Annotated in this window: 23 protein-coding genes and 2 tRNA genes; 7 read left to right on the top strand and 18 right to left on the bottom strand. The window is 61.6% G+C overall.

The features are described from left to right. Nucleotides 1–75: 75 nt before the first annotated feature. The 11 genes from ACQ4WL_RS13520 to ACQ4WL_RS13470 all read right to left on the bottom strand — a co-directional run bounded on the left by ACQ4WL_RS13520 (nucleotide 76) and on the right by ACQ4WL_RS13470 (nucleotide 9979). Nucleotides 76–891, bottom strand: a complete 816-nt coding sequence (locus ACQ4WL_RS13520) for a thiazole synthase (protein ID WP_436510234.1) — start codon at nucleotides 889–891, stop codon at nucleotides 76–78. Then, on the bottom strand, nucleotides 888–2231 hold the full coding sequence (locus ACQ4WL_RS13515) for a D-amino acid dehydrogenase (protein ID WP_436510233.1): 1344 nt from the start codon (nucleotides 2229–2231) through the stop codon (nucleotides 888–890). Before ACQ4WL_RS13515 ends, ACQ4WL_RS13520 begins: the two co-directional genes overlap by 4 nt. Before the next feature lie 16 nt (nucleotides 2232–2247). After that, entirely contained in the window at nucleotides 2248–3312 is a 1065-nt protein-coding gene (locus tag ACQ4WL_RS13510) for a YeiH family protein (protein ID WP_092718840.1), read from the bottom strand. 204 nt (nucleotides 3313–3516) lie between these two features. Further along, complete coding sequence (locus ACQ4WL_RS13505; protein WP_436510232.1) at nucleotides 3517–4386, bottom strand: NAD(P)-dependent oxidoreductase; 870 nt, start codon at nucleotides 4384–4386, stop codon at nucleotides 3517–3519. A gap of 63 nt (nucleotides 4387–4449) precedes the next feature. Continuing rightward, nucleotides 4450–4887, bottom strand: a complete 438-nt coding sequence (locus ACQ4WL_RS13500) for a GNAT family N-acetyltransferase (RefSeq protein ID WP_436510231.1) — start codon at nucleotides 4885–4887, stop codon at nucleotides 4450–4452. Nucleotides 4888–4891: 4 nt separating this feature from the next. Continuing rightward, nucleotides 4892–5947: a histidinol-phosphate transaminase gene (hisC, locus tag ACQ4WL_RS13495; protein ID WP_436510230.1), complete on the bottom strand. Its 1056-nt coding sequence runs from the start codon at nucleotides 5945–5947 to the stop codon at nucleotides 4892–4894. A 229-nt stretch (nucleotides 5948–6176) separates the two neighbouring features. Continuing rightward, nucleotides 6177–6266: transfer RNA gene (locus tag ACQ4WL_RS13490), tRNA-Ser, on the bottom strand. A gap of 334 nt (nucleotides 6267–6600) precedes the next feature. Next, nucleotides 6601–6690: transfer RNA gene (locus tag ACQ4WL_RS13485), tRNA-Ser, on the bottom strand. A gap of 77 nt (nucleotides 6691–6767) precedes the next feature. After that, nucleotides 6768–8057: a serine--tRNA ligase gene (serS, locus tag ACQ4WL_RS13480; RefSeq protein WP_436510229.1), complete on the bottom strand. Its 1290-nt coding sequence runs from the start codon at nucleotides 8055–8057 to the stop codon at nucleotides 6768–6770. 147 nt (nucleotides 8058–8204) lie between these two features. Continuing rightward, the gene (locus ACQ4WL_RS13475; protein WP_128139947.1) at nucleotides 8205–8408 is read right to left on the bottom strand and encodes a hypothetical protein; all 204 of its coding nucleotides are present in this window, start codon (nucleotides 8406–8408) and stop codon (nucleotides 8205–8207) included. 149 nt (nucleotides 8409–8557) lie between these two features. Beyond that, complete coding sequence (locus tag ACQ4WL_RS13470; protein ID WP_436510228.1) at nucleotides 8558–9979, bottom strand: aminotransferase-like domain-containing protein; 1422 nt, start codon at nucleotides 9977–9979, stop codon at nucleotides 8558–8560. A 180-nt stretch (nucleotides 9980–10159) separates the two neighbouring features. On the opposite strand from ACQ4WL_RS13470, the gene ACQ4WL_RS13465 reads away from it, so the two are divergent. Both ACQ4WL_RS13465 and ACQ4WL_RS13460 read left to right on the top strand, forming a co-directional pair. Beyond that, nucleotides 10160–10450, top strand: a complete 291-nt coding sequence (locus tag ACQ4WL_RS13465; RefSeq protein WP_436510227.1) for a DUF2917 domain-containing protein — start codon at nucleotides 10160–10162, stop codon at nucleotides 10448–10450. Beyond that, nucleotides 10447–11184 carry an NAD-dependent epimerase/dehydratase family protein gene (locus ACQ4WL_RS13460; protein ID WP_436510226.1) on the top strand — a complete coding sequence of 246 codons (738 nt, stop codon included), beginning with the start codon at nucleotides 10447–10449 and terminating at the stop codon, nucleotides 11182–11184. The genes ACQ4WL_RS13465 and ACQ4WL_RS13460 overlap by 4 nt, the downstream gene beginning before the upstream one ends. Nucleotides 11185–11186: 2 nt before the next feature. Here ACQ4WL_RS13460 and ACQ4WL_RS13455 read toward each other — a convergent pair whose 3' ends face one another. From ACQ4WL_RS13455 to ACQ4WL_RS13445, 3 genes are all read right to left on the bottom strand, one after another. Next, nucleotides 11187–12506 carry a replication-associated recombination protein A gene (locus tag ACQ4WL_RS13455; protein ID WP_436510225.1) on the bottom strand — a complete coding sequence of 440 codons (1320 nt, stop codon included), beginning with the start codon at nucleotides 12504–12506 and terminating at the stop codon, nucleotides 11187–11189. A 70-nt stretch (nucleotides 12507–12576) separates the two neighbouring features. Next, the gene (gene lolA / locus ACQ4WL_RS13450) at nucleotides 12577–13233 is read right to left on the bottom strand and encodes an outer membrane lipoprotein chaperone LolA (protein WP_257224860.1); all 657 of its coding nucleotides are present in this window, start codon (nucleotides 13231–13233) and stop codon (nucleotides 12577–12579) included. A 6-nt stretch (nucleotides 13234–13239) separates the two neighbouring features. Next, nucleotides 13240–15600, bottom strand: a complete 2361-nt coding sequence (locus tag ACQ4WL_RS13445) for a DNA translocase FtsK (protein ID WP_436510224.1) — start codon at nucleotides 15598–15600, stop codon at nucleotides 13240–13242. Nucleotides 15601–15815: 215 nt separating this feature from the next. Here ACQ4WL_RS13445 and trxB point away from each other — a divergent pair, with 215 nt between their 5' ends. The 3 genes from trxB to ACQ4WL_RS13430 all read left to right on the top strand — a co-directional run bounded on the left by trxB (nucleotide 15816) and on the right by ACQ4WL_RS13430 (nucleotide 18204). Then, entirely contained in the window at nucleotides 15816–16769 is a 954-nt protein-coding gene (trxB, locus tag ACQ4WL_RS13440) for a thioredoxin-disulfide reductase (protein ID WP_101480433.1), read from the top strand. A gap of 7 nt (nucleotides 16770–16776) precedes the next feature. Beyond that, nucleotides 16777–17451 carry a Smr/MutS family protein gene (locus ACQ4WL_RS13435; protein ID WP_436510223.1) on the top strand — a complete coding sequence of 225 codons (675 nt, stop codon included), beginning with the start codon at nucleotides 16777–16779 and terminating at the stop codon, nucleotides 17449–17451. A gap of 123 nt (nucleotides 17452–17574) precedes the next feature. After that, nucleotides 17575–18204 carry a trimeric intracellular cation channel family protein gene (locus ACQ4WL_RS13430; RefSeq protein ID WP_034758680.1) on the top strand — a complete coding sequence of 210 codons (630 nt, stop codon included), beginning with the start codon at nucleotides 17575–17577 and terminating at the stop codon, nucleotides 18202–18204. Between the two features lie 154 nt (nucleotides 18205–18358). Here the strand turns inward: ACQ4WL_RS13430 and ACQ4WL_RS13425 are convergent, their stop codons facing one another. Then, entirely contained in the window at nucleotides 18359–18697 is a 339-nt protein-coding gene (locus ACQ4WL_RS13425) for a P-II family nitrogen regulator (protein WP_034758685.1), read from the bottom strand. Nucleotides 18698–18783: 86 nt separating this feature from the next. Next, complete coding sequence (locus tag ACQ4WL_RS13420; RefSeq protein WP_436510222.1) at nucleotides 18784–20400, bottom strand: NAD+ synthase; 1617 nt, start codon at nucleotides 20398–20400, stop codon at nucleotides 18784–18786. Nucleotides 20401–20490: 90 nt separating this feature from the next. On the opposite strand from ACQ4WL_RS13420, the gene ACQ4WL_RS13415 reads away from it, so the two are divergent. Beyond that, the gene (locus ACQ4WL_RS13415; protein WP_436510414.1) at nucleotides 20491–21624 is read left to right on the top strand and encodes a GNAT family N-acetyltransferase; all 1134 of its coding nucleotides are present in this window, start codon (nucleotides 20491–20493) and stop codon (nucleotides 21622–21624) included. Nucleotides 21625–21693: 69 nt separating this feature from the next. Here ACQ4WL_RS13415 and ppa read toward each other — a convergent pair whose 3' ends face one another. Continuing rightward, nucleotides 21694–22236 carry an inorganic diphosphatase gene (gene ppa / locus ACQ4WL_RS13410; RefSeq protein ID WP_071078556.1) on the bottom strand — a complete coding sequence of 181 codons (543 nt, stop codon included), beginning with the start codon at nucleotides 22234–22236 and terminating at the stop codon, nucleotides 21694–21696. Nucleotides 22237–22861: 625 nt separating this feature from the next. On the opposite strand from ppa, the gene ACQ4WL_RS13405 reads away from it, so the two are divergent. Beyond that, nucleotides 22862–25288 (top strand): membrane-bound PQQ-dependent dehydrogenase, glucose/quinate/shikimate family, encoded by a 2427-nt coding sequence (locus ACQ4WL_RS13405; protein WP_436510221.1) that lies wholly within the window; start codon nucleotides 22862–22864, stop codon nucleotides 25286–25288. A gap of 102 nt (nucleotides 25289–25390) precedes the next feature. Here the strand turns inward: ACQ4WL_RS13405 and ACQ4WL_RS13400 are convergent, their stop codons facing one another. Then, on the bottom strand, nucleotides 25391–26587 hold the full coding sequence (locus ACQ4WL_RS13400) for a heme biosynthesis protein HemY (protein ID WP_131689139.1): 1197 nt from the start codon (nucleotides 26585–26587) through the stop codon (nucleotides 25391–25393). Nucleotides 26588–26591: the final 4 nt, after the last annotated feature.

Raw genomic sequence — 26591 nt, 5'->3', positions numbered from 1 at the left:
CTCCAGGTATTGTGGTTTTTATCGTGCTTCAAACAGGAATCAACAACGGTGCTGCAAATGCAGTAATACGGCGGCTCAGGCGATCAGCCCGGCCATCGGCGACGAGGGCGTAGCACTCATGGTGCCCGCTCTCCGGGGCATGCGTCCGGCCAGGTAAGCCTCGCGTCCGCCCTGCACTGCCAGTTTCATGGCGCGCGCCATGCGTATCGGTTCGCGCGCCGCCGCGATAGCGGTATTCATCAAGATGCCGTCGCAACCGAGTTCCATGGCGATGGCCGCGTCCGACGCCGTGCCCACGCCCGCATCGACCAGCACGGGCACACGGGCTTGCTCGATGATCAGCGACAGATTCCATGGATTCAAAATGCCCATGCCCGAGCCGATCAGGGACGCCAGCGGCATGACGGCGATGCAGCCGAGGTCTTCCAGCATGCGCGCCTGGATGGGGTCGTCGCTGCAATACACCATCACCTGGAAGCCATCCTTCACCAGCTGCTCCGCCGCTTTTAATGTTTCCGGCATGTTCGGGAACAGCGTCTTTTCATCGCCGAGCACTTCCAGCTTGCACAGCGGGTGCCCGCCCAGCAACTCGCGCGCCAGCTGCAAGGTATAGACGGCGTCGCGCGCGTTGTAGCAGCCGCCCGTGTTGGGCAAAATCGTGTATTGCGACAGCGGGATGAAGTCGAGCAGATTCGGCTCGCCCTTCTCCTGACCGATGTTGACCCTGCGAATCGTGACCGTGACGATCTCGGCGCCGCTCTCCTCGATGGCGAGGCGCGTTTCCTCGAAATCCTTGTATTTACCGGTACCCACCAGCAGGCGCGACTGGTAGGTGGTGCCGGCCAGTGTCAGGCCGCCGGATGGCTGGCTGGGGGTGGCGTCGTCTCTCATCGTGATCTCCTGTGCAATTCATTTAAACCAGAAGCAAAATCCGGGGTCGGACCCTGAGGGTCCGACCCCAGCCTTTTTCCTTGGGTTTCCCCGCAAAACGCAAAATCGACTTCCGGCCGCCGCCCGGACACGAGGTCGGCCAGCGCCCTGCCCGCGCCGCAGCCCATGGTCCAGCCCAGGGTGCCGTGGCCTGTGTTCAGATAGAGCTGACGATAGCGCGTGGCGCCGATATACGGCACGTTCGACGGTGTGAGGGGACGCAGGCCGGCCCAGTAGACGGGGTCGCTGTAATCGCAGGCGTGAGGAAACAGCGTTTGCACACGGCGCGTGATGGCGGCGCAGCGCACGGGGTTCAGTTCGCGCGTGTAGCCGTTCAGCTCACATGTGCCCGCCACGCGCAGGCGCGATCCCAGGCGCGAAAACACCAGCTTGTGGCCATCGTCCGTCAGCGATACGGTCGGTGCGGCAGCGGAATCGACAATCGGATAGGTGGCGGAGTAGCCCTTGCCCGGATACAGCATCAGGCGGATGCCCAGCGGCTGCAGCAGCGGTGTGGAAAAGCTGCCCATGGCAACCACCACGGCATCCGCGTGCTCGAGGCGGTGGCGCCCTTGCGCATCGATGCATTCCACGCCCGTGACTCTTCCACCATCTGCCAGCAAGCGCGTCACCGTCGTGCTGTACTGAAAATCCACGCCCGCCCTGGCTGCGCGCGCGGCCAGCGCCGTGGTAAATAGATGCACGTCGCCCGACTCGTCGCTGGCCGTGAAGTCACCGCCGACGATGCGGTCCCGCGCATGGGCCAAGGCGGGCTCGATGCGGATCACGTCATCGGCGCTGACGGTGTTGCGCGGGCAGCCCAGTTCACGCAAGAACGCGGCGCCCGTTTGCGATTTATCAAACTCCTGCTGGTCCGTATAGAAATGCAGGATGCCCCGTTCCAGGTGGTCGTAGGCTACGCCCGTTTCGCGGCGCAAGGCTTGCAGGCTCTGGCGGCTGTACTCGGCCAGGGCGACGATCTGGCGCATATTGCGCGACACGCGCGATGGCAGGCATTCGCGCAGGTAGTGCAAGGCCCACTGCCATTGCAGCGTATCGAGACGGGGCCGGAACAGCAGCGGCGCGTCGTCCTTGCCCAGCCACGTGAGCACCTTGCGCAGGGTGGCGGGATTGGCCCATGGCTCGGCGTGCGAGACGGAAATCTGCCCGCCGTTACCGAAGCTCGTTTCCTGCGCGGCGCCTGCCTGGCGCTCGAGCACGCGCACGTCGTGGCCCGCCTGGCGCAAATACCAGGCCGATGCCGTGCCGACCACGCCGGCGCCGAGGACAAGGATTTTCATCGCGGCCCCGACTCGCTTAGCGCGTCAGCAGCACGGCAATGGCGACGAAGGCGGCGATCCACACCGTTTCCATCACCAGCATGATCACGGGACGCCAGCCCAGCGAAGCCAGCGACTGGAACGACGTTTTCACGCCCAGCGCGGCGATGGCGATGACGAGGCAGGCACGCGAGGCATTGTTGATCCAGCCATTCACTTCCTGCGGAATCAGGCCCAGGCTGTTGGTGATGACCAGCCAGACAAAGCCGATCAGGAAGAATGGCACCAGCGGCGGCGCATCGACTTCGCTCTTGCCATCCTTGCGCTTGAACATGATCGACAGGCCCAGCACGACGGGCACGAGGCAAGCCACGCGCGTCAGTTTCACGAAGGTGGCCACGTCGCCCGTATGGTTGCTGACCAGATAGCCGGCGCCCACCACTTGCGCCACGTCGTGGATGGTGCCGCCGATGAACACGCCCGCTTCCGTCGGGTCAAAGCCCAGCAGTTTGACCAGCAGCGGGTAGACGATCATGGCCAGGGTCGACAGCGACGTCACGCCCACCACCGTCAGCAGGGTGAACTTTTCGTTTTCCTTGGTTTGCGGCAGCACGGCCGAGATGGCCAGCGCGGCCGAGGCGCCGCAGATGGCGACCGAGCCGCCCGACAAAATGCCTTCCGTGATCGGACGTTTCAGCCACCTGGCCAGCAGGTAGCCGAAGCCCAGGGTGGCGATCAGCCCGCCGACGACGATCAGCAGGGGCGTCACGCCGACCGAGGCGATCTGGTTGAAAGTGATGCGCGCGCCCAGCAGGGCCACGCCCGTGCGCAGCAACACCTTGCTGCAAAACTCGATACCGGGCTTGCAGGTGGGGTCGGACGCGAGAAAGTGGAAGGCCAGGCCAAAGAACAGCGCGTACAGCAGCTGGGGGCCGCCGTAATTACTGGAAATAAAGGTGGCCGAAAGGGCGATCACCAGCGCGATGGCCACGCCGGGCCAGCTGCGCAGCACGGCGCGGGGACGCCAGATGGCGACGGCGGAAGACAGGTAGGGAATGTTCTTGTCGACAACGCGTGTTATCGCTGATGAGTTGGTTTTCATGCGGGTCCGCTCATAATGTTTTAAAAATTGGGACATTTCATCTCGTTTTTTAATAATACACCATGAGCTAGCGAAGTCCATGCTTTTCCATGAAAATCGAAACTGGATGTTCCGGAAACTGACGTTTTAATGATATCGGCGCCGTAAACGACGAGCGGCGCGGCCCTTTGCAGGGACGCGCCGCCGTTGCTGGTGCTTGAAAGATTACTTTTTGTTCAGACGGGTAATCAGGCTGGACGTATCAAAGCGGTTGCCGCCCGCCTGCTGCACTTCGCCATAGAACTGGTCCGTCAATGTCGTTACTGGCAAATCGCTGCCGTTGCGCTTGGCTTCGGCGAGGCAGATGCCCAGGTCCTTGCGCATCAGGTCGACGGCGAAACCGAAGTCGAACTTGCGCTCTATCATGGTCTTGCCCCGGTTTTCCAGCTGCCACGACTGCGCCGCGCCCTTGGAAATCACGTCGACGACCAGCGCCGCGTCCAGGCCCGCGTTTTCCGCGAAGGCGATGCCTTCGCTGAGCGCCTGCACCAGGCCCGCGATGCAGATCTGGTTGACCATCTTCGTCAGCTGGCCGGAACCGGACGGCCCCATATAGGTGACGGCGCGCGAGAACAGGGTGATGACGGGTTCGGCGCGTGCATACGCTTGCGCATCGCCGCCCACCATCACCGTCAGCTTGCCATTTTCCGCGCCCGCCTGGCCGCCGGACACGGGCGCGTCGAGGAAGAACACGCCCTGCTCTTGCGCCGCCGCGTGAATGGTGCGCGCCGCTTCGGCGGAAGCCGTCGTATGGTCGATCAGGATGCTGCCCGGCGCCATGGCGGACAGCAAGCCACCCTCTTCCAGGATGACTTGATACAGGTCGTTATCATTGCCGATGCAGGTGAAGACGAACTCGGCACCCGCTGCAGCGGCGGCCGGCGTGGCGGCGCTGTTGCCCTTGTGCTGCGCCAGCCAGGCTGCCGCGCGGGCCGGGTTGCGGTTGTACACGGTGACGTCGTGCCCGCCCGCCGCCAGGTGACCTGCCATGGGGAAACCCATGACGCCCAAACCGATGAATGCCACTTTTGCCATTTTGCCCGTCCTGTCGATGAATGAATCCGATTATTGTTGCACAAACAGCCGCCGCCGGCAGCATCAAGGCGCGGGGGCGCGCCGATAATACAGGTCGAACACTTCCTCGCCATCCGGCACGAAGCCATGACGCACATAGAAGCGGTTCGCCTCGCTGCCGCGCAAGGCGCCCACGCGCACGCTCTTGCCGGCCGCATCGGCCTCGGCAAACACGCGCGCCAGCACAGCCGCGCCCATGCCTTGCCGTTGGCATGCCGGCGCCAGATAGAGGTGGTCGAGCAGTAAATAGTCCGCATGCGGGCGCAACACATAGAAGCCGGCCAGCGCGCCGCCATGGCGCAACTGCCAGGTGCAATCGGGATCGAACGTGGCGAGGAAGCGCTGGCGCGCCCGCTGCGGGTCAAAGCGGCCGATGCGCTCCAGGCTTTCGCGCATGGCGGCCACGCGCAAGCTGGCCAGCGCTTCGCCATCGGCCAGGCTGGCAGGCACGAAGGTCAGCATGGCGTCACAGCACTGCGCGCAACGCCGCCATCAAGGCGGCGCATTCGTCCACGTTGCCGATGCTGATGCGCAAATACTGGCTGATGCGCGGCGCATTGAAATGGCGCACGATCACGGAGCGGGCGCGCAAGCCGGCCGCCAGTTGCGCCGCGTCATGCTGCGGGTGGCGGGCGAAGATGAAATTGGCCACCGAGGGCAGCACCTCGAAGCCCAGCGCCGTCAGCTCCACCGTCAGCTGTTCGCGGCTGGCGATGACGGCCTGGCGCGTCTGCTGGAAATACGCTTCGTCGTACAGCGAGGCCACGGCGCCGGCCAGCGCCAGCCGGTCCAGCGGATACGAGTTGAAACTGTTCTTCACTCTTTCCAGCGCCTCGATCAGATCAGGATGCCCGAAGGCGCAGCCCACGCGCAAGCCGGCCAGCGAGCGCGATTTCGAGAACGTCTGCACCACCAGCAAGTTCGGATAACGCTCGACCAGGGCCACTGCACTTTCCCCGCCGAAATCCACATACGCTTCATCGACCACTACCACGGCGTCGGGATGGTCGCGCAGCAGGGTTTCCACGCCGGCCAGCGGCAAGTCCACGCCAGTGGGCGCGTTGGGATTCGGGAAGATGATGGCACCGCATGGCCCCTGGTAGTCTTGCGGGCGGATGCGCATGGACTCGTCGAGCGCTACCGTGCGGTAATCGATGCCGTACAGCTTGCAATACACGGGATAGAAGCTGTAGCTGATGTCGGGGAACAGCAGCGGCGCATCGTGCTTGAGCAAGGCCATGAAGGCCAGCGCGAGCACTTCGTCGGAACCGTTGCCGACGAACACTTGCGCGCTGGTCAAGCCGTGGTAGGCGGCCAGGGTTTGCTTGAGTTCGCTGGCTGAGGGGTCGGGGTAGAGCCGAAGGGTGTCGTTGGCTGCTTCGCGCAGCGCGGCCAGCACCTGCGGCGACGGGCCGTAGGGATTTTCATTCGTGTTGAGTTTGACCAGGTCGGGCAGTTTTGGCTGCTCGCCGGGGATGTAGGGGGTCAGCTCGCTGACGATGTTGCTCCAGAATCGGCTCATTGCTTTGCTCATTACTTTGGTATGGGGGGCAGGATGGGGATCGGGTAGATTACCATGGCTGGGGGAGATCAAGGTGGCGGGGGCGCTGGCAGTTACTGCCTGAATGGAGGAAAAAACGCCTTGCGCTGCGCGCTTTGGGCGGTTTTTCTACCTGCCTTGTTGCGCTGGTGGCTTGCATATGTGGTGGGTATAAAAAAAGCTCCCTTTCGGGAGCTTTTTTTATGTATTCTGGCGGAGAGGGTGGGATTCGAACCCACGGTACGATTTAACGTACGCTTGATTTCGAGTCAAGTACATTCGACCACTCTGCCACCTCTCCGTTTACTGCGGTCTATTCGTTCAAACTGGCGTGCCGGTTTGAACGAGGCGCTATTTTAGCATGGGTGTTGTTGGGTTGGGTAGGGGTTTGTTGCTGATCTTGCTTTGGAAAAGCAAAAACCATTTGGGCGATTCGGGGAGCCTCGCGCGAGTACGCCCTCGTCTTTGAACCTGCCGCCTTGGCGCACGCGTAAAACCCAATTTGGCGATTCGGAGAGCCCCGCGCAAATATGCGCGGGGCTTCGAATCCCACGCGTACGCCCCGCAGCGGGCGTACTCCTCTTCGCCGGCACAAATAAAAAAAGCTCCCTTGCGGGAGCTTTCTCTATTTGTTCTGGCGGAGAGGGTGGGATTCGAACCCACGGTACGATTTAACGTACGCTTGATTTCGAGTCAAGTACATTCGACCACTCTGCCACCTCTCCATTTACTGCGGTCTTTCCCCGCATTGCTGCGGGAAGGCAAGATTATAGCAGCCCGCGACAAAAAGAAAAGGACTATTTTAAGCCTTCAAATGCGTCAGGCCGCCCATGTACGGGCGCAGCACTGGCGGGATCTCGACGCTGCCGTCTGCCTGCTGGTAGTTTTCCAGCACGGCCACCAAAGTGCGGCCCACTGCCAGGCCCGAACCGTTCAGGGTGTGGGCCAGCTCCGGCTTGCCGCTAGCGTTGCGGAAACGTGCCTGCATGCGGCGGGCCTGGAAGGCTTCGCAGTTCGACAACGAGGAAATCTCGCGGTAGGTGTTCTGCGCCGGCAGCCACACTTCCAGGTCGAACGTCTTGGTGGCGCCGAAACCCATGTCGCCCGTGCACAGCGACATCACACGGTATGGCAGGCCCAGGCGTTGCAAGATGCTTTCCGCATGGCCAACCATTTCATCGAGCACCTGGTACGACGTGTCCGGGTGCACAACTTGCACCATTTCCACCTTGTCGAACTGGTGCTGGCGGATCATGCCGCGCGTGTCGCGGCCATAGCTGCCCGCTTCCGAGCGGAAGCATGGCGTGTGGGCCGTCATTTTCAGTGGCAATTGATCGAGCGCCAGGATTTCGTCGCGCGCGATGTTGGTCAGCGACACTTCCGAGGTGGGGATCAGGTAGAAGGTCTCGCCCTCGCCTTCCGCGCCGCCCTTTTTCACCGAGAACAGATCGGCTTCAAATTTCGGCAGCTGGCCCGTGCCGCGCAGCGAATCGGCGTTGACCATGTACGGGGTATAGCATTCCGTGTAACCGTGCTCGTCCACGTGCGTATTGAGCATGAATTGCGCCAGCGCGCGATGCAGACGGGCGATGCCACCTTTCATGACGGAGAAGCGCGAACCGGTCAGCTTGGTGGCTACTTCGAAATCGAGGCCCAGCGGGGCGCCCACGTCGACGTGATCCTTGACCTCGAAATCGAAGGCGCGCGGCGTGCCGACCTTGCGCACTTCCACGTTGCCCGACTCGTCCGTGCCTACCGGCGCCGATTCGTGCGGCAAATTCGGCACGGCCATGATGAAGTCGCTCAGCTTGGCTTGCACCAGGGTCAGAGCCGCCTCATCGGCTTTCAGCTCATCGCCCAGGCCGGCCACTAGCGTCATCACGGCCGAGGTGTCTTCCCCTTTGCCTTTCAACATGCCGATTTGCTTGGACAGCGCGTTACGCTTGCCCTGCAGCTCTTCGGTGCGCGTCTGGATCGCCTTGCGTTCGGCTTCGAGGGCGGTAAAACCTGCCACGTCGAGCTGGAATTTGCGCGTCGCCAGGCGTTCTGCGACGGTGGCGATGTCTTTACGGAGAAGTTGGATATCTATCATGGGTGGATGGCGGTGCCGATGTATCGAAAGCACTCATTGTACCAAGACCCGTTCAGTTCTTTATGAGTTTTGCACAAGGCTGGCCATCGTCATGGCAGCATGGCTGGGCACTCGCGCCCGCTTTACATTCATTGCTTAGCCTAGTGCTTAAATAAACGCGGCTTTTTCGGCAGCGGTGAGGCGGCGGGCGCTGACGGTAACGACAGGCATCGTGCTGTCGGCAGCCTGGGCGATCACGGTGCTGCTGGCGCTCACTTCCAGCGTATTCGCGCCTGCGGTGGCGAAGCTGGCGCCGATGGCGATGATGGCGGCGGCGACAAAGGTGATTTCCATGTTTTTCAGTGCGTGCATGATGTGACTCCTGGTTAGTTTGCGTCGTTGACTGCTGCTGGTATGGTGGTACTTTAGCCAACGGCGACGAACGACGCCACCGGCTTGCGACCAGCAGCAAAAAACAGGGAGCGAACGGTGAAAAACGGGGATTGAAGCGTGGAGAATAGTTACAAGGCTTCCTTGACGAGGCGCCCTAACCGGCTAATAGCCTGCTCGATGCGCGGCGTCCAGGCATTGCCGCAATTGAGCCGCAGATAATTGCCGAACTTGCCCGAGGCCGAGAACAGCTGGCCCGGCATATACGCCACGCCGTCGGCGATGGCCTGGCCGTGCAGGGCCAGCGCATCGACTTGCAGCGGCATCTGCACCCACAGCACGAAACCGCCCTGCGGCTCGGACAGCATGCAGTCCGCCGGGAAGCTGGCCGCCACGGCGTCGGACATGCGCGCGATGCGCTGCACCAGGGTGCGCCGCATCTTGCGCAGCTGCTGGTCGTAGCTGCTGCCCTCCAAAAAGTCGGCCAGCACCGCCTGGAAGAAATGACTGGTGGCGCCGCTCGACACGGTCTTCAGCAGGGCGACTTCCTGCGCGAAGCGTCCAGCCAGTACGTAACCCACGCGCGAAGCGGGCGTAATCGCCTTGGAAAACGAGGAGCACAATAAAACGTTGCCGCTCGTATCGTAAGCTTTCACGGGCCAGGGACGCTGCGGGGCAAAGCACAGGTCGCCATACACATCGTCTTCCACCAGCGGGATATTGAATTCCGATAGCAGGCCCGCCAGCCGCTTCTTGTGTGCTTCGGGCATGACGCAGCCGAGCGGGTTATTCGCGTTCGGCACGAACAAACACGCCTGCACGAGGCCGGCGCGCAGGGCCAGCTCCAGCGCATCGAGCGACGGCCCCGTCTTCGGGTCGGTGGGGATTTCCAGCGCCTTCATGCCCAGGCTTTCGATCATCTGCAACAGCACGAAATACGTGGCCGACTCGATGGCGATGGTATCGCCCGGCTTGGCCACGGCGCGCAGGCACAGGCTGATCGCTTCCGTGCAGGAATTCGTCACGACGATCTCGTGCGGGTCCAGCTTGCCCCAGTCCAGCGCGCGGCGCGCAACCTGGCGCAAGAAATTGCCTTCGCTGACGTCGTAGCAGCTGACCTTGCTCAATAAAGCAGGTTCGCGCCGCGCCACCGCGCTGATGGTGCGCTGCATGCGTTTGACGGGCAGTATCTCGTCCGGCGGCCAGGCCGTGCCCAACTGCACGATATTCGCCGTTTCGTTATCCTTCAGCACGCGCATCAGCAGATTGTTGATGCCGACAAAGGCCGGCTCCTTCAAATGCTGGGCGTCGGCACTGCATGGGCGGCGCGGCGCCCGGTGGCGCACGAAATAGCCGGACTGGGGGCGCGCATCGACTTGCCCCCGGTCTTCCATCAGGCGCAAGGCTTGCATCACCGTGCTGACGGAAATGCGCTTTTGCTGCGCCAGGTGGCGGATCGACGGCAGGCGGTCGCCGGGCGCAAACACGCGCGAGTCGATCAGGGCGCCCAGCTCGTTGGCCAGGTGCTCGTACAGATTCAAATGCGCGCTCATGTTCATCCCTTCAGTATGCGGCTGCCGCGCGCGGCACGCACAGATACAGTTGCCCGATTTTTTGACAAGCACAGTCTACGACGAAATGTACTGTATGCATCACAATTTCGTTTTCCTGCATCTGTCATGCTTCACCGCAAGCGCCTAAGCTGTTTCTGTCAGCACAACAGGAGCGATGCCATGCATACCGACCATGAATTACGCGGCGAACGCCCCCTGCGCCTGGAAAAAGCGCACGCCAAGGTCATCGAATGCCTGTCTGGCATGGCGTGGATCACGGCCTATGCCCAGTTCGAGGATTGCGTGCTGCGCAGCGGTGAACGCTACACGATACCGAATGATGGCCTGGTGCTGGTCGAAGCCGTGGGTAGCGGACACATCCGCGTGCATGGGAGCGCCGCACCCCGCCCCGCCCTGCTGCGCTGGCTGCACCTGGCACTGCCTCACACACTCAATACAAGGAATACATGATTCAAGAACCACTGCGCATCCTCGTCACGGGCGCCGCCGGCATCATCGGCACCGCTTTCTGGAAGCGCCGGCACGGGCAATTCTCCCTGCGCCTGGCCGACCTGCACACTGACGGGCTGGCGTCAGCGCCCTGCCCGTCCTTGCCCCTCGATGTCAGCGACTATGCCGCCTGCCTGGCCGCCTGCGCCGGCATCGACGTGGTGCTGCATTTGGCCGGCGTGCCGCACGCCAGCGCCGATTTCGATGCGCAATTGCTGCAGCCGAACATCATCGGCGCGCACAACATCTTCCGCGCGGCGCAGGCGCAGGGAGTAAAAAGAGTGGTGTTTGCCAGTAGCGCGCAAGCCATCGAGGGCTATCCGCTCGATATGCAAGTGCATGAGCACATGCCCGCGCGGCCCGCCAACATGTATGGCGCCAGCAAGGCCTTTGGCGAAGGCGTGGCCTCGGCGTTCGCGCACCAGCATGGCATGACGGCGATTGCCGTGCGCATCGCCAACGTGGCCCGCTTTGCGCCAGGTCAACAGCACAGCGCGCGCGACATCGCCGCCTTCATCAGCGAACGCGATGTGGTGCAGCTGCTGGCCCGCTGCGTGGCAGCGGACGTGCCGGCCGGCTACCACGTCGTGCATGGCGTGTCGGACAACCGCTACAAACGGCTATCCATCGAAGCGACGCGCCAGTTGGTCGGCTACGCGCCGCAGGACGACGGTTTTAGCCTGCTGGGTCTGTAGCCTCAGCCCTTGCCGGCTGGTTTTCCTGCTTTCCTGTCCAGCTCGCGCAGCCAGGCCAGCTTGTCGGCTATTTTACTTTCCAGGCCGCGCGGTACGGGCTGGTACCAGCCCGGCTCGGCCATGCCATCCGGGAAATAGGTTTCGCCGGCCGCGTAAGCGTCCGGCTCATCATGCGCATAGCGATAGGCGTGACCGTAACCGAGTTCCTTCATCAGTTTCGTCGGCGCATTGCGCAAGTGCACGGGCACTTCCTTCGATTTATCTTTCTTGACGAAAGCCATCGCCGTGTTGAACGCGTTGTAGCCGGCATTGCTCTTCGCGGCAATCGCCAGGTAAATCACGGCTTGCCCCAGCGCCAGCTCGCCTTCGGGCGACCCGAGGCGTTCATAGGTTGCCGCCGCGTCGTTGGCCATGGTCAGCGCGCGCGGGTCTGCCAGGCCGATATCTTCCCAGGCCATGCGCACGATACGCCGCGACAAATAGCGCGGGTCGGCGCCGCCATCGATCATGCGGCAAAACCAGTACAGGGCTGCATCCGGGTTCGAACCGCGCACGGACTTGTGCAGCGCGGAAATCTGGTCATAGAAATTGTCGCCGCCCTTGTCGAAGCGGCGCGAATTCAAGGTCAGTGCATTGTCGACAAAGGCCGCGTCGATCTTCGTCGTGCCCGTCGAGCTGGCGGCCGTCTCGGCCTGTTCCAGCAAGTTCAAAAAGCGGCGCGCATCGCCATCCGCGTAGCCGATCAGGGTGTCGGCGGCCGCTTCGTCGAAGCTCAGGTGCGTCAGCGCCGTCGATTGCGCCTTGGCCAGCAGCAGCTTCATCTCGTCTTCGTTGAGCGATTTCAATACATACACTTGCGCGCGCGACAACAGCGCCGAATTGACCTCGAAGCTGGGGTTTTCCGTCGTCGCGCCAATGAAGGTCACGAGGCCCGATTCGACGAAGGGTAGCAAGGCATCCTGCTGCGACTTGTTGAATCTGTGGATTTCGTCGACGAACAGCAGAGTGTGCTTGCCGAACTGGTCCAGGCTGTGGCGGGCCTGGTCCATGGCTGCGCGGATATCTTTTACGCCCGCGAACACGGCCGACAGGGCGATGAATTCGCTGTCGAAGGCGTTCGCCATCAGCCGCGCCAGGGTGGTCTTGCCCACGCCGGGCGGCCCCCACAAGATCATCGAATGGGCCTTGCCCGCCTCGAAAGCGAGGCGCAGCGGCTTGCCCACGCCCAGCAGATGCGTCTGGCCAATGACCTCGTTGAGGGTAGCTGGCCGCAAGGCTTCGGCCAGCGGCTGGCGCGGTGCGGTGGAAAAAAGATCCGCCATAATATTTACCATGTAAGAATGCAAAGGCCCCGCATCGCTGCGAGGCCGGTCAACAACAGGAGTTCAATAATCAATTATTGATGACATCCGCGCCCTTGGGCATGACAAATTTAAAGTGATTGGCAGACAAGGCTGGATTTTTCTGGAAGTTCTTGAACGCCAGCACCGACGTCTGCCCGAACGAGTCGCGCAATTCCATCGCTTCGGGCACGCCATTGCGCAGGCCGATGGTGATTTCATCAAACGTCGTGTCCTTGGCCTTCGGCGTCGCTTTCAGCCATTCCAGGCCATCGCGCGTACCCGCTTCGGCCAAGGTGAAATTCTTTTCCAGGTCGTTGCTGCCAAACAAAATCGCGGCCGGCGAGGAACCGAGCGCGTCGCCCAGTTTCTTCACCGTCACCTGGCTCAAGTCCTTGTCATAGATATACAGCTTGTCGCCGTCCGCTTGCAGCAGCTGCTCGTACGGTTTCAGATAGGTCCAGATGAACTTGCCGGGACGGGCAAACTCGAACGTGCCGCTGGCCGGCGTCGATACTTTGGCCTTGCCGCTGGCGTCCGCCTTCTTGACTTGCCGCTGCACGAACTCGCCCTTGGCCGACTTGGTGCCGGCGGCAAAGCTCTTGAATTGCTCGAGCGCGCTGGCCGAGGCGCTGGCCGCGAACAGCAGGCTGCAGGCGACGCTGGCCGCGCCGATGATCATTTTTGTTGCGAAAGTCGTGTTCTTCATTCTGTTTTACCCTTGTTCGCTACTGGCCGCCGGCACCAGGATTTCCCGGTTGCCATTGGATTGCATGGTTGATACCACCCCGCTCTGCTCCATCTGCTCGAGCAGACGGGCGGCGCGGTTGTAGCCGATGCGCAAATGACGCTGCACCAGCGAAATCGAGGCGCGGCGGTTTTTCAGCACCACCGCTACCGCCTGGTCGTACAGGGCATCGGCCTCGCCGCCGCCCTCGCCCGGCGCACCGCCTTCGGCGCCATCGCCTTCCAGGGTGCCGCCTTCGAGGATGCCCTCGATGTAATTCGGTTCGCCCTGCAGCTTCAAATAGCTGACAACGCGGTGCACTTCTTCATCGGAAACAAACGCGCCGTGCACGCGCATCGGCAAGCCGGTGCCGGGCGGCATGTACAGCATATCGCCCATGCCCAGCAAGGCTTCCGCCCCCATCTGGTCCAGAATCGTGCGCGAGTCGATCTTCGACGACACCTGGAAGGCGATGCGCGTGGGAATATTCGCCTTGATCAGGCCCGTGATCACGTCTACAGATGGGCGCTGCGTGGCCAGAATCAAGTGCAAACCGGCGGCGCGCGCCTTTTGCGCGATACGCGCGATCAATTCCTCGACTTTCTTGCCCACCACCATCATCAAATCGGCCAGCTCGTCGATGATGATGACGATGGTTGGCAGTTTTTCCAGCGGCTCGGGCGAGTCCGGCGTCAAGCTGAACGGATTCGGGATGTGCTCTTCGCGCTTTTTCGCGTCGGCAATCTTCGCGTTATAGCCGGCCAGGTTACGCACGCCCATCTTGCTCATCAGCTTGTAGCGGCGTTCCATCTCGTTTACGGCCCAATTCAACGCGTGACCGGCCTGACGCATGTCGGTGACGACGGGCGCGAGCAAATGCGGAATGCCTTCATAGACGGACATTTCCAGCATCTTCGGATCGATCAGGATCAGGCGCACGTCGAGCGGGTCGGACTTGTACAGCAGCGACAAAATCGTCGCATTGATGCCGACCGATTTACCAGAACCGGTGGTACCGGCCACCAGCAAATGGGGCATCTTCGCCAGGTCGGCCACGACGGGCTTGCCGGCGATATCCTTGCCCAGCGCAATCGTCAGGCTGGACACGCCATCGTTGTAGACCTTGGAGCCGAGGATTTCCGTCAGGCGCACGATCTGGCGCTTGCTGTTCGGCAGTTCCAGCGCCATATAGTTCTTGCCGGGAATGGTTTCTACCACCCTGATCGAGGTCAGCGACAGCGAACGGGCGAGGTCGCGCGCCAGGCCCACGATCTGGCTACCCTTGACGCCCGTGGCCGGCTCGATTTCGTAACGCGTGACGACAGGGCCGGGGTAAGCGACCACTACCTTGGCATCCACGCCAAAGTCCGACAATTTCTTTTCGATCAGGCGACTCGTAAATTCCAGCGTTTCCACGGAAACCGTTTCCACCACGGGCGGCGCTTCGTCGAGCAGTGACAAAGGCGGCAGCTTGCCGTCGCCCGGGGTTTCAAACAGGTGCGCCTGGCGCTCCTTTTCCACGCGCTCCGATTTCACCACGGTGACGACTTGCGGCTCGATCTTGACGGGCGGCGCGGCCACGTGTTTTTCCACATGCTTGGCCCGTTCGATGACCACCACTTCGTCGCGGCGCACGGCAGCCACTTCGCCCTGGCGGCGGTCTTCGCGGTCCTGGTAGCGCAGCACGAACCAGTTGAAGGCATCTTCGATGGCGCCGCCGATGCGCTCGGCCACTTGCAGCCAGGACACATGGAAGAACAGGCTGAAACCCAGGCCGAACAGCAGCAACAGCAGCAAGGTAGCGCCCGTGAAACCGAACGCCACGTGGGCCGAGTGCCCCACCAGCTGGCCCAGCACGCCGCCCGGCTCGCGCGGTAGCTGGACGTGCAGGCTTTTCGCCATGCGCAGGTATTCCAGGCCCATGCTGCCGATCAGCATGATGGAGAAGCCGACGATGCGGATCAGCATCTCGACATGGTGCTCGCGCTCCACCTCTTCCTCTTCCAGCAGGAAGCGCTTGCTCAGGCGGCGATAGCCATTCCACACCGTGCGCAGCAGCCAGATGCACCACCACCAGGCGGAAAAGCCGAAGATATACAGCAACAAATCGGAGAAGGTCGCGCCCAGTTTGCCGCCCAGGTTGGCCACCTTGTCAACGGAGGTCGCATGCGACCAGCCAGGGTCGAGCTTGTTGAAGCTGGCCAGTATCAGCACAAAATACAGGGCAAACGCGGCCAGCGCGAACCAGCGCGCCTCGGACAGCAGCCGCACCAGCCGGTTCGGCAGGGGCCGGCGTTCGACCGGTTTACGGGTGTAGCTATTTTGATTGGCCTGGGCTGGTTTAGTCATTCTGGGAAGCGCTGCAAGGTGAAAAATGTTTCTGAAAGGGAAGTTCCCATAATAAGGAAGTATTCTAAGCCATATATGCCCCGGACGGCCCCACGATTCGTCGCTACAGGCGGCTTGGTCTATAATCGTGGATTGCTTGCGCAAGCGCAATACACCCTTGTTCTTCGCGCGTATGCCCCCAATTCGGATAGACCCCACTCATAGAGAAGCCTCCCATGACCACTACCAAACACGCCCGCGTTTTGATCCTCGGCTCCGGCCCAGCCGGCTACAGCGCCGCCGTCTACGCCGCCCGCGCCAACCTGAACCCGATGCTGGTCACCGGCGTGGAACAAGGCGGTCAGCTGATGACCACCACGGACGTGGAAAACTGGCCAGGCGATCCGATGGGCGTGCAAGGTCCGGACCTGATGCAGCGCTTGCTGCAGCATGCCGAGCGTTTCAATACGGAAATCGTGTTTGACCACATCCACACCACCTTCCTCAACGAAAAACCGATCCGCCTGAAGGGCGACAGCCACGAATACACGTGCGACACGCTGATCATCGCCACGGGCGCGTCCGCGCAATACCTGGGCCTGCCATCGGAAGCGCAATTCATGGGCAAGGGCGTGTCCGCCTGCGCCACCTGCGATGGCTTTTTCTACCGCAACCAGGAAGTGGCCGTCGTCGGCGGCGGCAATACGGCCGTCGAAGAAGCGCTGTACCTGTCGAACATCGCCAATAAAGTCACGCTGATCCACCGCCGCGACAAGTTCCGCGCGGAAGCGATTTTGATCGACCGTCTGAACGCCAAGGTTGCCGAAGGCAAGATCGTGTTGAAATATAACCACACTTTGGACGAAGTAACGGGCAATGAAGGCGGCGTGACGGGCTTGAACATCAAGTCGACCATCGACGGCAAGGTCGAAGCGTTGAGCGTGCACGGCGTGTTCATCGCCATCGGCCACAAGCCGAACACGGGCATCTTCGAAGGCCAGTTGGAGATGCACAACGGCTACATCAAAACGAAAACTGGCCTGGAAGGCATGGCCACCGCCACCAGCGCACCGGGCGTGTTTGCCGCCGGCGACGTGCAAGACCATATTTACCGCCAGGCCATCACCAGCGCCGGCACGGGTTGCATGGCAGCACTGGACGCCCAGCGCTACCTGGAAGGCCAGGAGTAAGCGTCGCATGGCGTCGATGAAAGACTTCGCCGACCTGAAAGCGGTCAGCAAGCAGCTCAAGGAACAGGCGGACGCTCGCGCGCAAGCCGCGGCTGAGCGCGCCCAGCAGGTCAAGGTGCAGGCCGTGGAAAGCAATCTGTTCAAGGCCAGCATCGGCGGCGTCAAGCGCCTGCCCGAGTCGGACCGCTACGTGCCCAGCCTGCCCAAGGCGGGAGCCATGGCGCCCCAGCAGCCGGCGCGCAAGCTGACGCCGGACGAGGACGATGCGGCCGTGCTGCGCGAGTCGCTGTCGGACTTGTTCGAGGTCGACCATTACCTGGAAAACGATCCGGCCCTGAACTACGCCCGCCCCGGCGTGGGACCAGACGTGGTCAAAAAGATGCGCAAGGGCCACTGGCCCATCCAGGATGAGCTGGACTTGCATGGCTTGCGCCGCGACGAGGCGCGCGACGGCATCGGCGCCTTTTTGAACCAGGCGACGCGGCGCAAGCTGCGCTGCGTGCGCGTGATCCACGGCAAGGGTTTCGGCTCGAAAGGCCAGGAACCGGTCTTGAAGTCGATGGTGCATAGCTGGCTTGTGCAAAAGGATGAAGTCGTCGCCTTTTGCCAGGCGCGCCGCTCGGAAGGGGGCGATGGCGCGCTGGTGGTATTGCTTTCTTCCGCGCTGCAACCCATTCGCTGAGCTTGCCAGCAAGAAAACACAATTCAGTCACAAGTTACACCCTGCACACGGCCCCGTTTGTCACCATTCGGGGCCGTGTCATGTTAACCTGTGACAATTATTTCCTGCTCAAGCGCTCCGCCCATGATGCCACCCCAATTGCCGCCTGGCTCCTTGATCAAGATCATCGAGGTCATCGCCATCCTGGTGGGCGCGTTTTCCGGCTTCATCGAAGCGCGCCGCAAGCGCATGGACCTCGTCGGCGTATTCGTCGTGGCATTCATTACGGCGTTTGGCGGCGGCACCTTGCGCGACATCCTGCTCGACAAGCGGCCCCTGTTCTGGGTCTCGCACCAGGAATACGCGATTCTCATCTTCGTACTGGCCCTGACGGCCGCGCCCTTGATCCAGCATTTGCGCCAGATCGTCTCGGAACGCCTGATCGTCATTGCCGACGCCATCGGCCTTGGCATGTTCGCCATCGCGGGCGTGGCCGAAGCGACGCGCGCCGGCATGCCGCTCTTCATCGCGTCGATGATGGGGGTGATTACGGGGATTTTTGGCGGCGTGATGCGCGACATCGTCTGCAATGAAGTGCCGATGGTATTTCGCGACGGCAAACCGTACGCCATTTGCGCGTTTTTCGGCTGCTGGGCCTACCTGCTGCAGATGCACTTCGGCGCCGAGCACGACTTCGCGCTGTGGACCAGCGCCAGCGGCATCACGATTCTGCGCCTGATATGCTGGAAATTCGACATGCGGCTGGGGCGGTGAAGCGCGCTGCTGCGCAATCCGGCAGCTTTGGTGGCTCAGCAGCGTCGGCTTACGCGCTGGCGCGCTAACCCGACCTACGGCATGACACACATTGCTACACGTAGGTCGGATTAGGTCTGAAGGACCGTAATCCGACAACATTGTTGACCCAGACTTACACCGCGTCCGGACCCGTTTCACCCGTGCGGATGCGGATGACTTGCTCCACGTCGCGCACGAAGATCTTGCCATCGCCGATCTTGCCCGTGCGGGCTGCCTTGATGATGGCATCGACCACCAGTTCCGACACGCTGTCGTCCACCACCACTTCGACTTTGACTTTCGGCAGGAAGTCGACCACGTACTCGGCGCCACGGTACAGCTCGGTATGACCCTTCTGGCGGCCAAAGCCCTTCACTTCCGTCACGGTCAAGCCCGTCACGTTCACATCGGCCAGGGCCTCGCGTACTTCGTCGAGCTTGAATGGTTTGATGATGGCGGTAATCTGTTTCATGGCTTTCTCCTTATTGATAATCGTCAGTTCTTCATTAGCTGGCTTAACGGGACCACGCAACACCGGGGTTGGCGGAGTCCCCTTCCTTATTCGTAGAACTTGGAGGTAATGGGATAACGCCAGTCGCGGCCGAAGCCACGGTGCGTGACGCGGATGCCCACCGGCGACTGGCGCCGTTTGTATTCATTGATCTTGATCAGGCGCGTGACCCGGGCCACATCGGCCGGCGGGTAGCCAGCCTCGATAATCTCGGCGATCGGCCGGTTTTCTTCCATGTACAGCTGCATGATGCCGTCGAGTACGTCATACGGCGGCAGCGAATCCTGGTCCAGCTGGTCGGCGCGCAACTCGGCCGACGGTCCGCGCGTCAGGATGCGCTCGGGAATCACATCCGACACACTGTTGCGCCAGGCGCACAGGCGATACACCAGCGTCTTGGCGATATCCTTGATGACGGCAAAGCCGCCCGCCATGTCGCCGTACAGGGTGCAATAGCCGACCGCCATCTCGCTCTTGTTACCGGTCGTCAGCACGATACTGCCATGCTTGTTCGACAGGGCCATCAGCAGGGTGCCGCGGATGCGCGCCTGGATGTTTTCTTCCGTCGCGTCTTCCGCCAGTCCCGCGAACTCGTCAGCCAGGGTGGCGCGGAAAGCGTCGAAGGTTTGCTTGATCGGAATTTCATCGTAGCGCACATTGAGGCGTTTTACCATGTCACGCGAATCGATCCACGAGATATCGGCCGTAAATTGCGACGGCATCATCACGGCGCGCACCTTGTCAGCGCCCAGCGCATCGACGGCAATGGCCAGGGTCAGCGCGGAATCGACGCCGCCCGACATGCCGATCAGCACGCCAGGGAAGCCATTCTTGACGATATAATCGCGCACGCCCAGCACCAGCGCCTGGTACACCTGCGCCTCCGTCGTCAACGGCGCGGCCAGCGGCTGCGGCACGGGCCTGGCGCCGTCGAACTCGACGAGCTGCAAGTCTTCCTCGAAATGGCGCAACTGGGCGCAAATCGTGCCGGCCGCATCCATGACGAACGAGTCGCCATCGAAAATCAGCTCATCCTGGCCACCGACCAGGTTGGCGTACACAAGGGCCATGCCTTGCGCGCTGACGTTCTTGCGCATGGTTTCATAGCGCAGATGCTGCTTGTTCATGTGGTAGGGCGAGCCGTTCGGCACCAGCAGCACTTGCGCGCCGGCCGCGCGGGCGCGCATGGGCGCATGCTCGAACCAAGTGTCTTCGCAGATATTGAGGCCGAAACGCACGCCCTTCACGCCAAACACGAAAGCCTGGTACGACGACGTAAAGTAGCGCTTTTCATCGAACACGGTCGTGTTCGGCAAGTCGTGCTTGCGGTAAGTGCCCAGCACTTCGCCGTTCAACAGCACGGAGGCGGCATTGTGGCGCACGCCCTTCTCGTCTTGCAGGGGCAAGCCCACCACCACGTGCAAATCGGTGAACTGGGCCAAGTCGGCAGCCAGTCCCGCAAACGCTTCCTGCGTTTTTGCGTAGAATGCATTGCGCAGTAATAAGTCCTCGGGTGGATAGCCGACCAGCGACAGTTCCGGCGTGAGCACGATATCGGCGCCCGCTTCAAAGGCACGGCGGGAAAGGTCGAAGATCTTGGCACGGTTGCCGGCCAGATCGCCGACCGTACTATTCATTTGAGCAATTGCGACTTTGACTGTCATGATGATGATGGATATTTCGTTCTATTAAACAAGACAGGGGCACGCAGGCCGACGGCGGCGCCCCGAGAGTGATGAATGCACACTACAACAATGAATTATCGCACGGCTATCGTCTCTACCCTGGCTGAAATTGGCGAAGCGGCCTGGTCTGAACTGCTGGCCAGCCAGCAGGACGCCAATCCCTTCCTTTCCTACGCCTTTTTGCATGCGCTGCACGAGTCCGGCTGCGCCAGCGCGGACACCGGCTGGCAACCGAATTACCTGGTGCTGTGGCAAGGCGAGACCCTGGCCGCCGCCCTGCCCCTGTACCTGAAGATGCACTCGTATGGCGAATACGTATTCGACTGGGCTTGGGCCGAGGCCTATCAGCAGCATGGCCTTGAATATTACCCGAAACTGTTGTCCGCAATACCGTTTACGCCCGTCAGCGGCGCGCGCTTGCTGGCCCGCGATGGCGCGGCACGCGCCGCCCTGCTGGCCTTCCTGCAGGTACAACAGCAAGCGGCCGAAGTATCGTCCTGCCACATCCTGTTCCCGCCGGAAAGCGAGGCGCGCCAGCTGGAGCAAGCCGGCTATCTGATGCGTAGTGGCGTGCAATTTCACTGGCTCAATCCCGGCTACGCCGATTTCGAACACTTCCTCGCCACCCTGGAACACAAGAAACGCAAGAATATCCGCGCCGAGCGGCGCAAGGTGGCCGATGCTGGCGTCGTCATGCGCCAGGTGCGCGGGATGGATGCTGTTGATGCCGACTGGCAACTGTTCCACCGCTGCTACAGCAATACCTATGCGGAACACCGGTCTTCGCCCTATTTGTCGCTGGAATTCTTCCTACGCATCGGTGCCAGCATGCCGCAGAACATTTTATTGGTGATTGCCGAGCGCGAAGGCCGGGCCATTGCCGCCTCGCTGGTGATCTATACAAAGGACACCCTGTATGGCCGCTACTGGGGCGCACTCGAACACGTGCCCTGCCTGCATTTCGAGACGGCCTACTACCAGCCGCTGGAATTTTGCATCGCCAACGGCATCGCCACCTTCGAAGGGGGCGCCCAGGGCGAGCACAAGATGGCACGGGGCTTCCTGCCGCAAAAGACCTGGTCGGCCCACTGGCTGGCGCACCCGGCCTTTGCCGACGCCGTGCAGCGCTTCCTGGAACGCGAACGGGGCGGCATCGATGCCTACCTCGATGAATTGAACGAGCACAGCCCGTTTCGCGCATAAAAAAACGCTCCCGGCCATGGCTGGCGGGGAGCGCTTTGAACGGTGAGCGGCAGTGTAGCGCCCCGTTATTTATGCTTTTGCAGCATCTGCCTTGTAGGCTGCGACGCCGTTCAGGATTTCTTCCTTGGCTACGTCAGGACCATACCAGCCGTCGATCTTGACCCATTTGCCTTTTTCCAGATCTTTGTAGTGCTCAAAGAAATGCTGGATCTGGCGCAAACGCAGTTCGTTCAGATCTTCCGGCTTTTGCCAGTGGCTGTAGATCGACAGGACCTTGTCGACTGGCACGGCCAGCACTTTCGCGTCTTCGCCCGACTCATCGGTCATTTTCAGCACGCCGATAGGACGGCAGCGCACGACTACGCCCGGGATCAGCGGGAATGGGGTGATGACCAGCACATCAACCGGGTCGCCGTCCGGCGACAGGGTGTTCGGCACGTAGCCGTAGTTGCACGGGTAGTGCATGGCGGTACCCATGAAGCGATCGACGAAAATCGCGCCGCTTTCCTTGTCGACTTCGTACTTGATCGGATCGGCGTTCATCGGGATTTCGATGACGACGTTGAAATCGTTCGGCAAGTCGCGGCCGGAAGAGACGTTATTCAAACTCATGGGGGTTCCTCATTAGCGGATGGTGTTTTAACCGCGTAATTATAGCGAAGTACAGGCAGCTTGTGCGATGCAGCAGCGGCCCGCCGGCATTTTGCGCAACAAGCCAACAACAGTGGCATGCACGCTCCGCTGGTACCCGCAGCCTGCCAGCGAAAGAATAAACAGGCCGCCGGAAACAATAAGTAGAAACACTTAAGTAATACTACGATCAGTCCATAGATAATACCTTGAATAGCTGTGTATTTTCATTTCAATATCACCCTGCAGCAGGTATGGTTATTATAAGCCGAATTGCATTTATTGCAGCGATTTATAACAACAATTTCACCATCATTAATCCCGCGATGTCTTCGCATAATGACGCAGGCGCTTCAATATGCTACGCCGAACGCCTACGCAGCCCGGCAATCCACTCTTCCAGCATAATATTTGCGCTTATTTGAAGCATGTATTTGATTCAAATAGCGCCCCAGCCAAAAAAGGGCGCGACCAGAAGACAATCATCAATTCTGATAAACTGCAACATTCTGGTGATTCCAAACTTTGTATATTCTGCAATCGACGCTCTCCCTGAATTCAATATGGCGCATCAACGCGCCACCGATAAATCCTTGCAAAAAGGAATATGATGATTCCCTCTTTCCGGCCCGGTCCTTTATTAAAGGTCACCGGCGTTATTTTCGTTCTGTTCGGCCTCGCCCTGCTGGGCGGCGGCATCTGGCTGGCCACGCTCGGCGGCTCCTGGTACTACTTGCTGGCCGGCATCGGCATGCTCGTTGCCGGCGTGCTCGTCTTCAAAGGCAAGCGCAGCGCGCAAGCGTTCATGGCGCTGCTGCTGATCGCCACCCTCATCTGGTCCGTGATTGAAGTGAAATTCGACTGGTGGCAATTGCTGCCGCGCCTCGACATCTGGTTTGTCGCCGCCGTCTGGCTGCTGCTGCCCGTCGTCAGCCGCCGCCTGGCCCCGCCTGCCGCCGAGAAACAGCCGCAAGCGGGCAAGACGGCCCTCTGCGCCGCCGTGGCCCTGACCGTCATCGCTGGCGTCATCGCCCTGTTCCAGGACTACCATGACCTGCATGGCGAGGTGCCGGCCGAAAACATGGCCGCCACCGCCACCGGCGATTTCGCGCCCGGCGTCGAGCACAACGACTGGTCCGCGTATGGCCGCTCCGGCTATGGCGACCGCTACGCGCCCGCCGCGCAAATCACGCCGGCCAATATTTCCGGCCTGAAAGAAGCCTGGACCTACCACACGGGCGACTTCAAGGGTCCAAACGACCCGGGCGAGATCGCCAACGAAGTCACGCCGCTGAAGGTCAATGACATGCTGTACCTGTGCACGCCGCACAATATCGTCATCGCCCTGAACCCGGACACGGGCAAGGAAATCTGGCGCCACGATCCGAAGATCAACCGCGATGCGGCCAGCTACCAGCACATGATCTGCCGTGGCGTGGCCTACTGGGACGTCAACGCGGGCCGCGCCAAAAACAATCCCGCCCCCGAAGCTGCCAGCATGGAATGCCCGCGCCGCATCCTGGCGCCGACCATGGACGGCACCATGATCGCCGTCAACGCCGATACGGGCGAGTCGTGCAAGAGCTTTGGCAACAACGGCGTCGTCAACCTGTATAAAAACATGGCCATGATCAAGCGCGGTTTCCTGATGCCAACCTCGCCACCGGCCGTGGCGCAAAACGTGGCCGTGATCGCCGCCAGCGTGACGGACAACCATTCGACGGAAGAGCCATCGGGCGTGATCCGCGGTTACGATCCCGTCAGCGGCAAGCTGCTGTGGAACTGGGACCCGGCCACGCCGGAAGATACCAAGCCCTTCCCTGAAGGCAAGAACTACACCAACAACTCGCCCAACTCGTGGGGCGTGGCCAGCATCGATGAAAAGCTGGGCATGGTGTACATTCCGATGGGCAATGAAACCCCCGACACCTGGGGCGGCAACCGCAACAAGAATGGCGAGAAATTCAACAGCGCCATCGTCGCGCTGGACCTGGCGACCGGTAAAGTGCGCTGGGTCTACCAGACCGTGCACCACGATATCTGGGACATGGATATCGGCGGACAACCTTCGCTGGTCGACATCGACACGCCGAAAGGCAAAGTTCCCTCGGTTGTTGCCACGACGAAACGCGGCGACATCTACGTGATCGACCGCCGCGATGGCAGCCTGGTCGTGCCGGCGCCGGAAAAACCCGTGCCGACGAGCAATCCTGCCGCTGGCGACACCTTGTCGCCCACGCAGCCGTTCTCGGCCCTGACCTTCTTGCCAGAGCGCAATATCAGCGAAGCGGACATGTGGGGCACCACGCCGTTCGACCAGCTCGCCTGCCGCATCATCTTCAAGGAACGCCGCTATGAAGGCCCGTTCACGCCGCAAACGGCTGGCAAGGGCGCCGTCATCTCGCCGGGTCCCTTGGGCATCTTCGAATGGGGCGGCGCGGCCATCGATCCCGTGCGCCAGTTGTTGATCGTCAACCCTGACTACATGGGCTTCCTGGAAAAACTCGTGCCACGCGCCGAAACGACGGCCAAGGGCGGCACGGGCGGCGAAATGGGCTTGCAGCCACAGACGGGCGTACCGTTCGCCGTGGAAATCAAGGCCTTTTTATCGCCGCTGGGCTTCCCATGCCAGGCACCGCCGTGGGGCTATGTGGCCGCCGTCGACCTGCGCACCATGAAAAAAGTGTGGATGCACAAGAACGGCACCACGCGCGATAGCGGCCCCGTGCCGATTCCGCTGCCACTGGGCGTACCCAGCCTGGGCGGCATGGTCACCACGGGCGGTGGCGTGACCTTCCTCAGCAGCACGCTCGACTACTACATCCGCGGCTATGACGTCAGCAACGGTAAAGTACTCTGGAAAGCCCGCTTGCCAGCCGGCGGCCAGGCCACCCCGATGAGCTATGTGTCGAACAAGTCGGGACGCCAGTTCGTCGTCGTCATGGCCGGTGGCCATGGTTCGCTGGGCACGAAGATGAGCGACACCCTGGTCGCGTATGCCTTGCCGGAAGGCACTGCAGTAACGAAGAAGTAAAGCTCGAAGAAGTAAGGCAGCAGCGCACTGCGCCATGCAGTGCGCATAAAAAAAAGCCGTTCAGTCTGCACTGAACGGCTTTTTTACGTCTGAATACTCACATTACAGGATGGTCGCCAGCGCGCACTGCCGGTAATGCGCGGCAGCCTGTTCCGTTTGCTGCAAGGCATCGTGCATCTGCGCCAGCTTCAGGTGGGCGTCGCGCACCATGTGCGGCTCGCTGGCGTCCGACAGGGCTTGCTCCAGGTGGCGCTGGGCCTTGCCCCATAGTTTTTGCTTGAGGCACAGGGTACCCAGAGTCAGGGCCAGTTCCGCATCCAGCGGACGCTGTTTCATCCATTGCTCGCAATGCTCGATCTGCAGCAGCAGGGCTGGCGTGCCGCTCGGGGCCGCCGCTTCGCGGTAGGCGCGCACGACACGCTCGTCCCAGTCGGCGGCCAGCGACTCTTCGCACACGAGGCGCGCTTCGTCGTGCAGGCCGCGCGCATTCAGGGCCGTGGCGGCGCGGCAGGCGATGTACGGCTTGACGCGGTCCGCGCTGGGCACGGTGGACCAGACGCGCATCAGCGATTCGGCGTCATGCGAAGGATCGGACAGCAAATGGTCGTAGGCCAGCTCGCGCAGGCGCGACGACAGGGCCGGATGCAGGGCGCGGTGCTTGTCGAGCGAACGCACGAGGCGCAGCACTTCCGGCCAGTTCTTCGCCTGCTGCTCGGCTTTCAGCGACCATTGCAAGGCATGGATATGGCGCGTGCCGCTGGCATTGAGTTCGCGCACGGCGGCCAGTGCCGCTTCCGGCTGGTGGTCGTCGACCAGCAATTCCGTCACCGTCATCAAACGGGCCGTTTTCAGGCTGGCATCGCCTTCGACGCGGGCCAGCCAGCTGTCGCGGCGTTCGGACTGGCGCATGCGGTGCGCGGCGCGCGCGCCGATCAACGCGGCCAGGCCGGCGTTTTCATCGAGCTCGGCGGCACGCAAGGCCGCCTTCTCGGCATGGCCGAAACGGCCTTCGAACAGGGCTTTCAAAGCTTCGCGCAAGCCCTTGTTGCCATCGCGCTCACGCTTGCGCTGGCGGTAGGCCGCCACTTGGGCCGGCATGCGCACGGTGGCGCGCACGGCGCGCACCAGCAGGTACAGCAGCACGAACAGCACGACCTGCAGCAGCAGGAAGAAGTTCAGCGACAAGTCGATGCGGTATGGCGGATAGAACAGCACCACGTTGCCGGGATTGAAACGGGCCGTCACGGCGATACCGATCGCTGCGGCCATCAGGGCGAGTAACCAGAGAAATAGACGCATGGGC

The organism is Janthinobacterium kochi (assembly GCF_051380715.1).
In the GTDB taxonomy this organism is placed as follows: Bacteria; Pseudomonadota; Gammaproteobacteria; order Burkholderiales; family Burkholderiaceae_D; genus Janthinobacterium.
Note: the sequence above shows the minus strand (reverse complement) of the source record. Positions and strands in the feature narration are given on the sequence as shown.

Excerpts from the sequence above, each read along its gene's own strand:
- ACQ4WL_RS13520 (WP_436510234.1), bottom strand. The coding sequence starts at position 891 with ATGAGAGACGACGCCACCCCCAGCCAGCCATCCGGCGGCCTGACACTG.
- ACQ4WL_RS13515 (WP_436510233.1), bottom strand. The coding sequence starts at position 2,231 with ATGAAAATCCTTGTCCTCGGCGCCGGCGTGGTCGGCACGGCATCGGCC.
- ACQ4WL_RS13510 (WP_092718840.1), bottom strand. The coding sequence starts at position 3,312 with ATGAAAACCAACTCATCAGCGATAACACGCGTTGTCGACAAGAACATT.
- ACQ4WL_RS13505 (WP_436510232.1), bottom strand. The coding sequence starts at position 4,386 with ATGGCAAAAGTGGCATTCATCGGTTTGGGCGTCATGGGTTTCCCCATG.
- ACQ4WL_RS13500 (WP_436510231.1), bottom strand. The coding sequence starts at position 4,887 with ATGCTGACCTTCGTGCCTGCCAGCCTGGCCGATGGCGAAGCGCTGGCC.
- hisC (WP_436510230.1), bottom strand. The coding sequence starts at position 5,947 with ATGAGCCGATTCTGGAGCAACATCGTCAGCGAGCTGACCCCCTACATC.
- serS (WP_436510229.1), bottom strand. The coding sequence starts at position 8,057 with ATGATAGATATCCAACTTCTCCGTAAAGACATCGCCACCGTCGCAGAA.
- ACQ4WL_RS13475 (WP_128139947.1), bottom strand. The coding sequence starts at position 8,408 with ATGCACGCACTGAAAAACATGGAAATCACCTTTGTCGCCGCCGCCATC.
- ACQ4WL_RS13470 (WP_436510228.1), bottom strand. The coding sequence starts at position 9,979 with ATGAGCGCGCATTTGAATCTGTACGAGCACCTGGCCAACGAGCTGGGC.
- ACQ4WL_RS13465 (WP_436510227.1), top strand. The coding sequence starts at position 10,160 with ATGCATACCGACCATGAATTACGCGGCGAACGCCCCCTGCGCCTGGAA.
- ACQ4WL_RS13460 (WP_436510226.1), top strand. The coding sequence starts at position 10,447 with ATGATTCAAGAACCACTGCGCATCCTCGTCACGGGCGCCGCCGGCATC.
- ACQ4WL_RS13455 (WP_436510225.1), bottom strand. The coding sequence starts at position 12,506 with ATGGCGGATCTTTTTTCCACCGCACCGCGCCAGCCGCTGGCCGAAGCC.
- lolA (WP_257224860.1), bottom strand. The coding sequence starts at position 13,233 with ATGAAGAACACGACTTTCGCAACAAAAATGATCATCGGCGCGGCCAGC.
- ACQ4WL_RS13445 (WP_436510224.1), bottom strand. The coding sequence starts at position 15,600 with ATGACTAAACCAGCCCAGGCCAATCAAAATAGCTACACCCGTAAACCG.
- trxB (WP_101480433.1), top strand. The coding sequence starts at position 15,816 with ATGACCACTACCAAACACGCCCGCGTTTTGATCCTCGGCTCCGGCCCA.
- ACQ4WL_RS13435 (WP_436510223.1), top strand. The coding sequence starts at position 16,777 with ATGGCGTCGATGAAAGACTTCGCCGACCTGAAAGCGGTCAGCAAGCAG.
- ACQ4WL_RS13430 (WP_034758680.1), top strand. The coding sequence starts at position 17,575 with ATGATGCCACCCCAATTGCCGCCTGGCTCCTTGATCAAGATCATCGAG.
- ACQ4WL_RS13425 (WP_034758685.1), bottom strand. The coding sequence starts at position 18,697 with ATGAAACAGATTACCGCCATCATCAAACCATTCAAGCTCGACGAAGTA.
- ACQ4WL_RS13420 (WP_436510222.1), bottom strand. The coding sequence starts at position 20,400 with ATGACAGTCAAAGTCGCAATTGCTCAAATGAATAGTACGGTCGGCGAT.
- ACQ4WL_RS13415 (WP_436510414.1), top strand. The coding sequence starts at position 20,491 with ATGAATTATCGCACGGCTATCGTCTCTACCCTGGCTGAAATTGGCGAA.
- ppa (WP_071078556.1), bottom strand. The coding sequence starts at position 22,236 with ATGAGTTTGAATAACGTCTCTTCCGGCCGCGACTTGCCGAACGATTTC.
- ACQ4WL_RS13405 (WP_436510221.1), top strand. The coding sequence starts at position 22,862 with ATGATGATTCCCTCTTTCCGGCCCGGTCCTTTATTAAAGGTCACCGGC.
- ACQ4WL_RS13400 (WP_131689139.1), bottom strand. The coding sequence starts at position 26,587 with ATGCGTCTATTTCTCTGGTTACTCGCCCTGATGGCCGCAGCGATCGGT.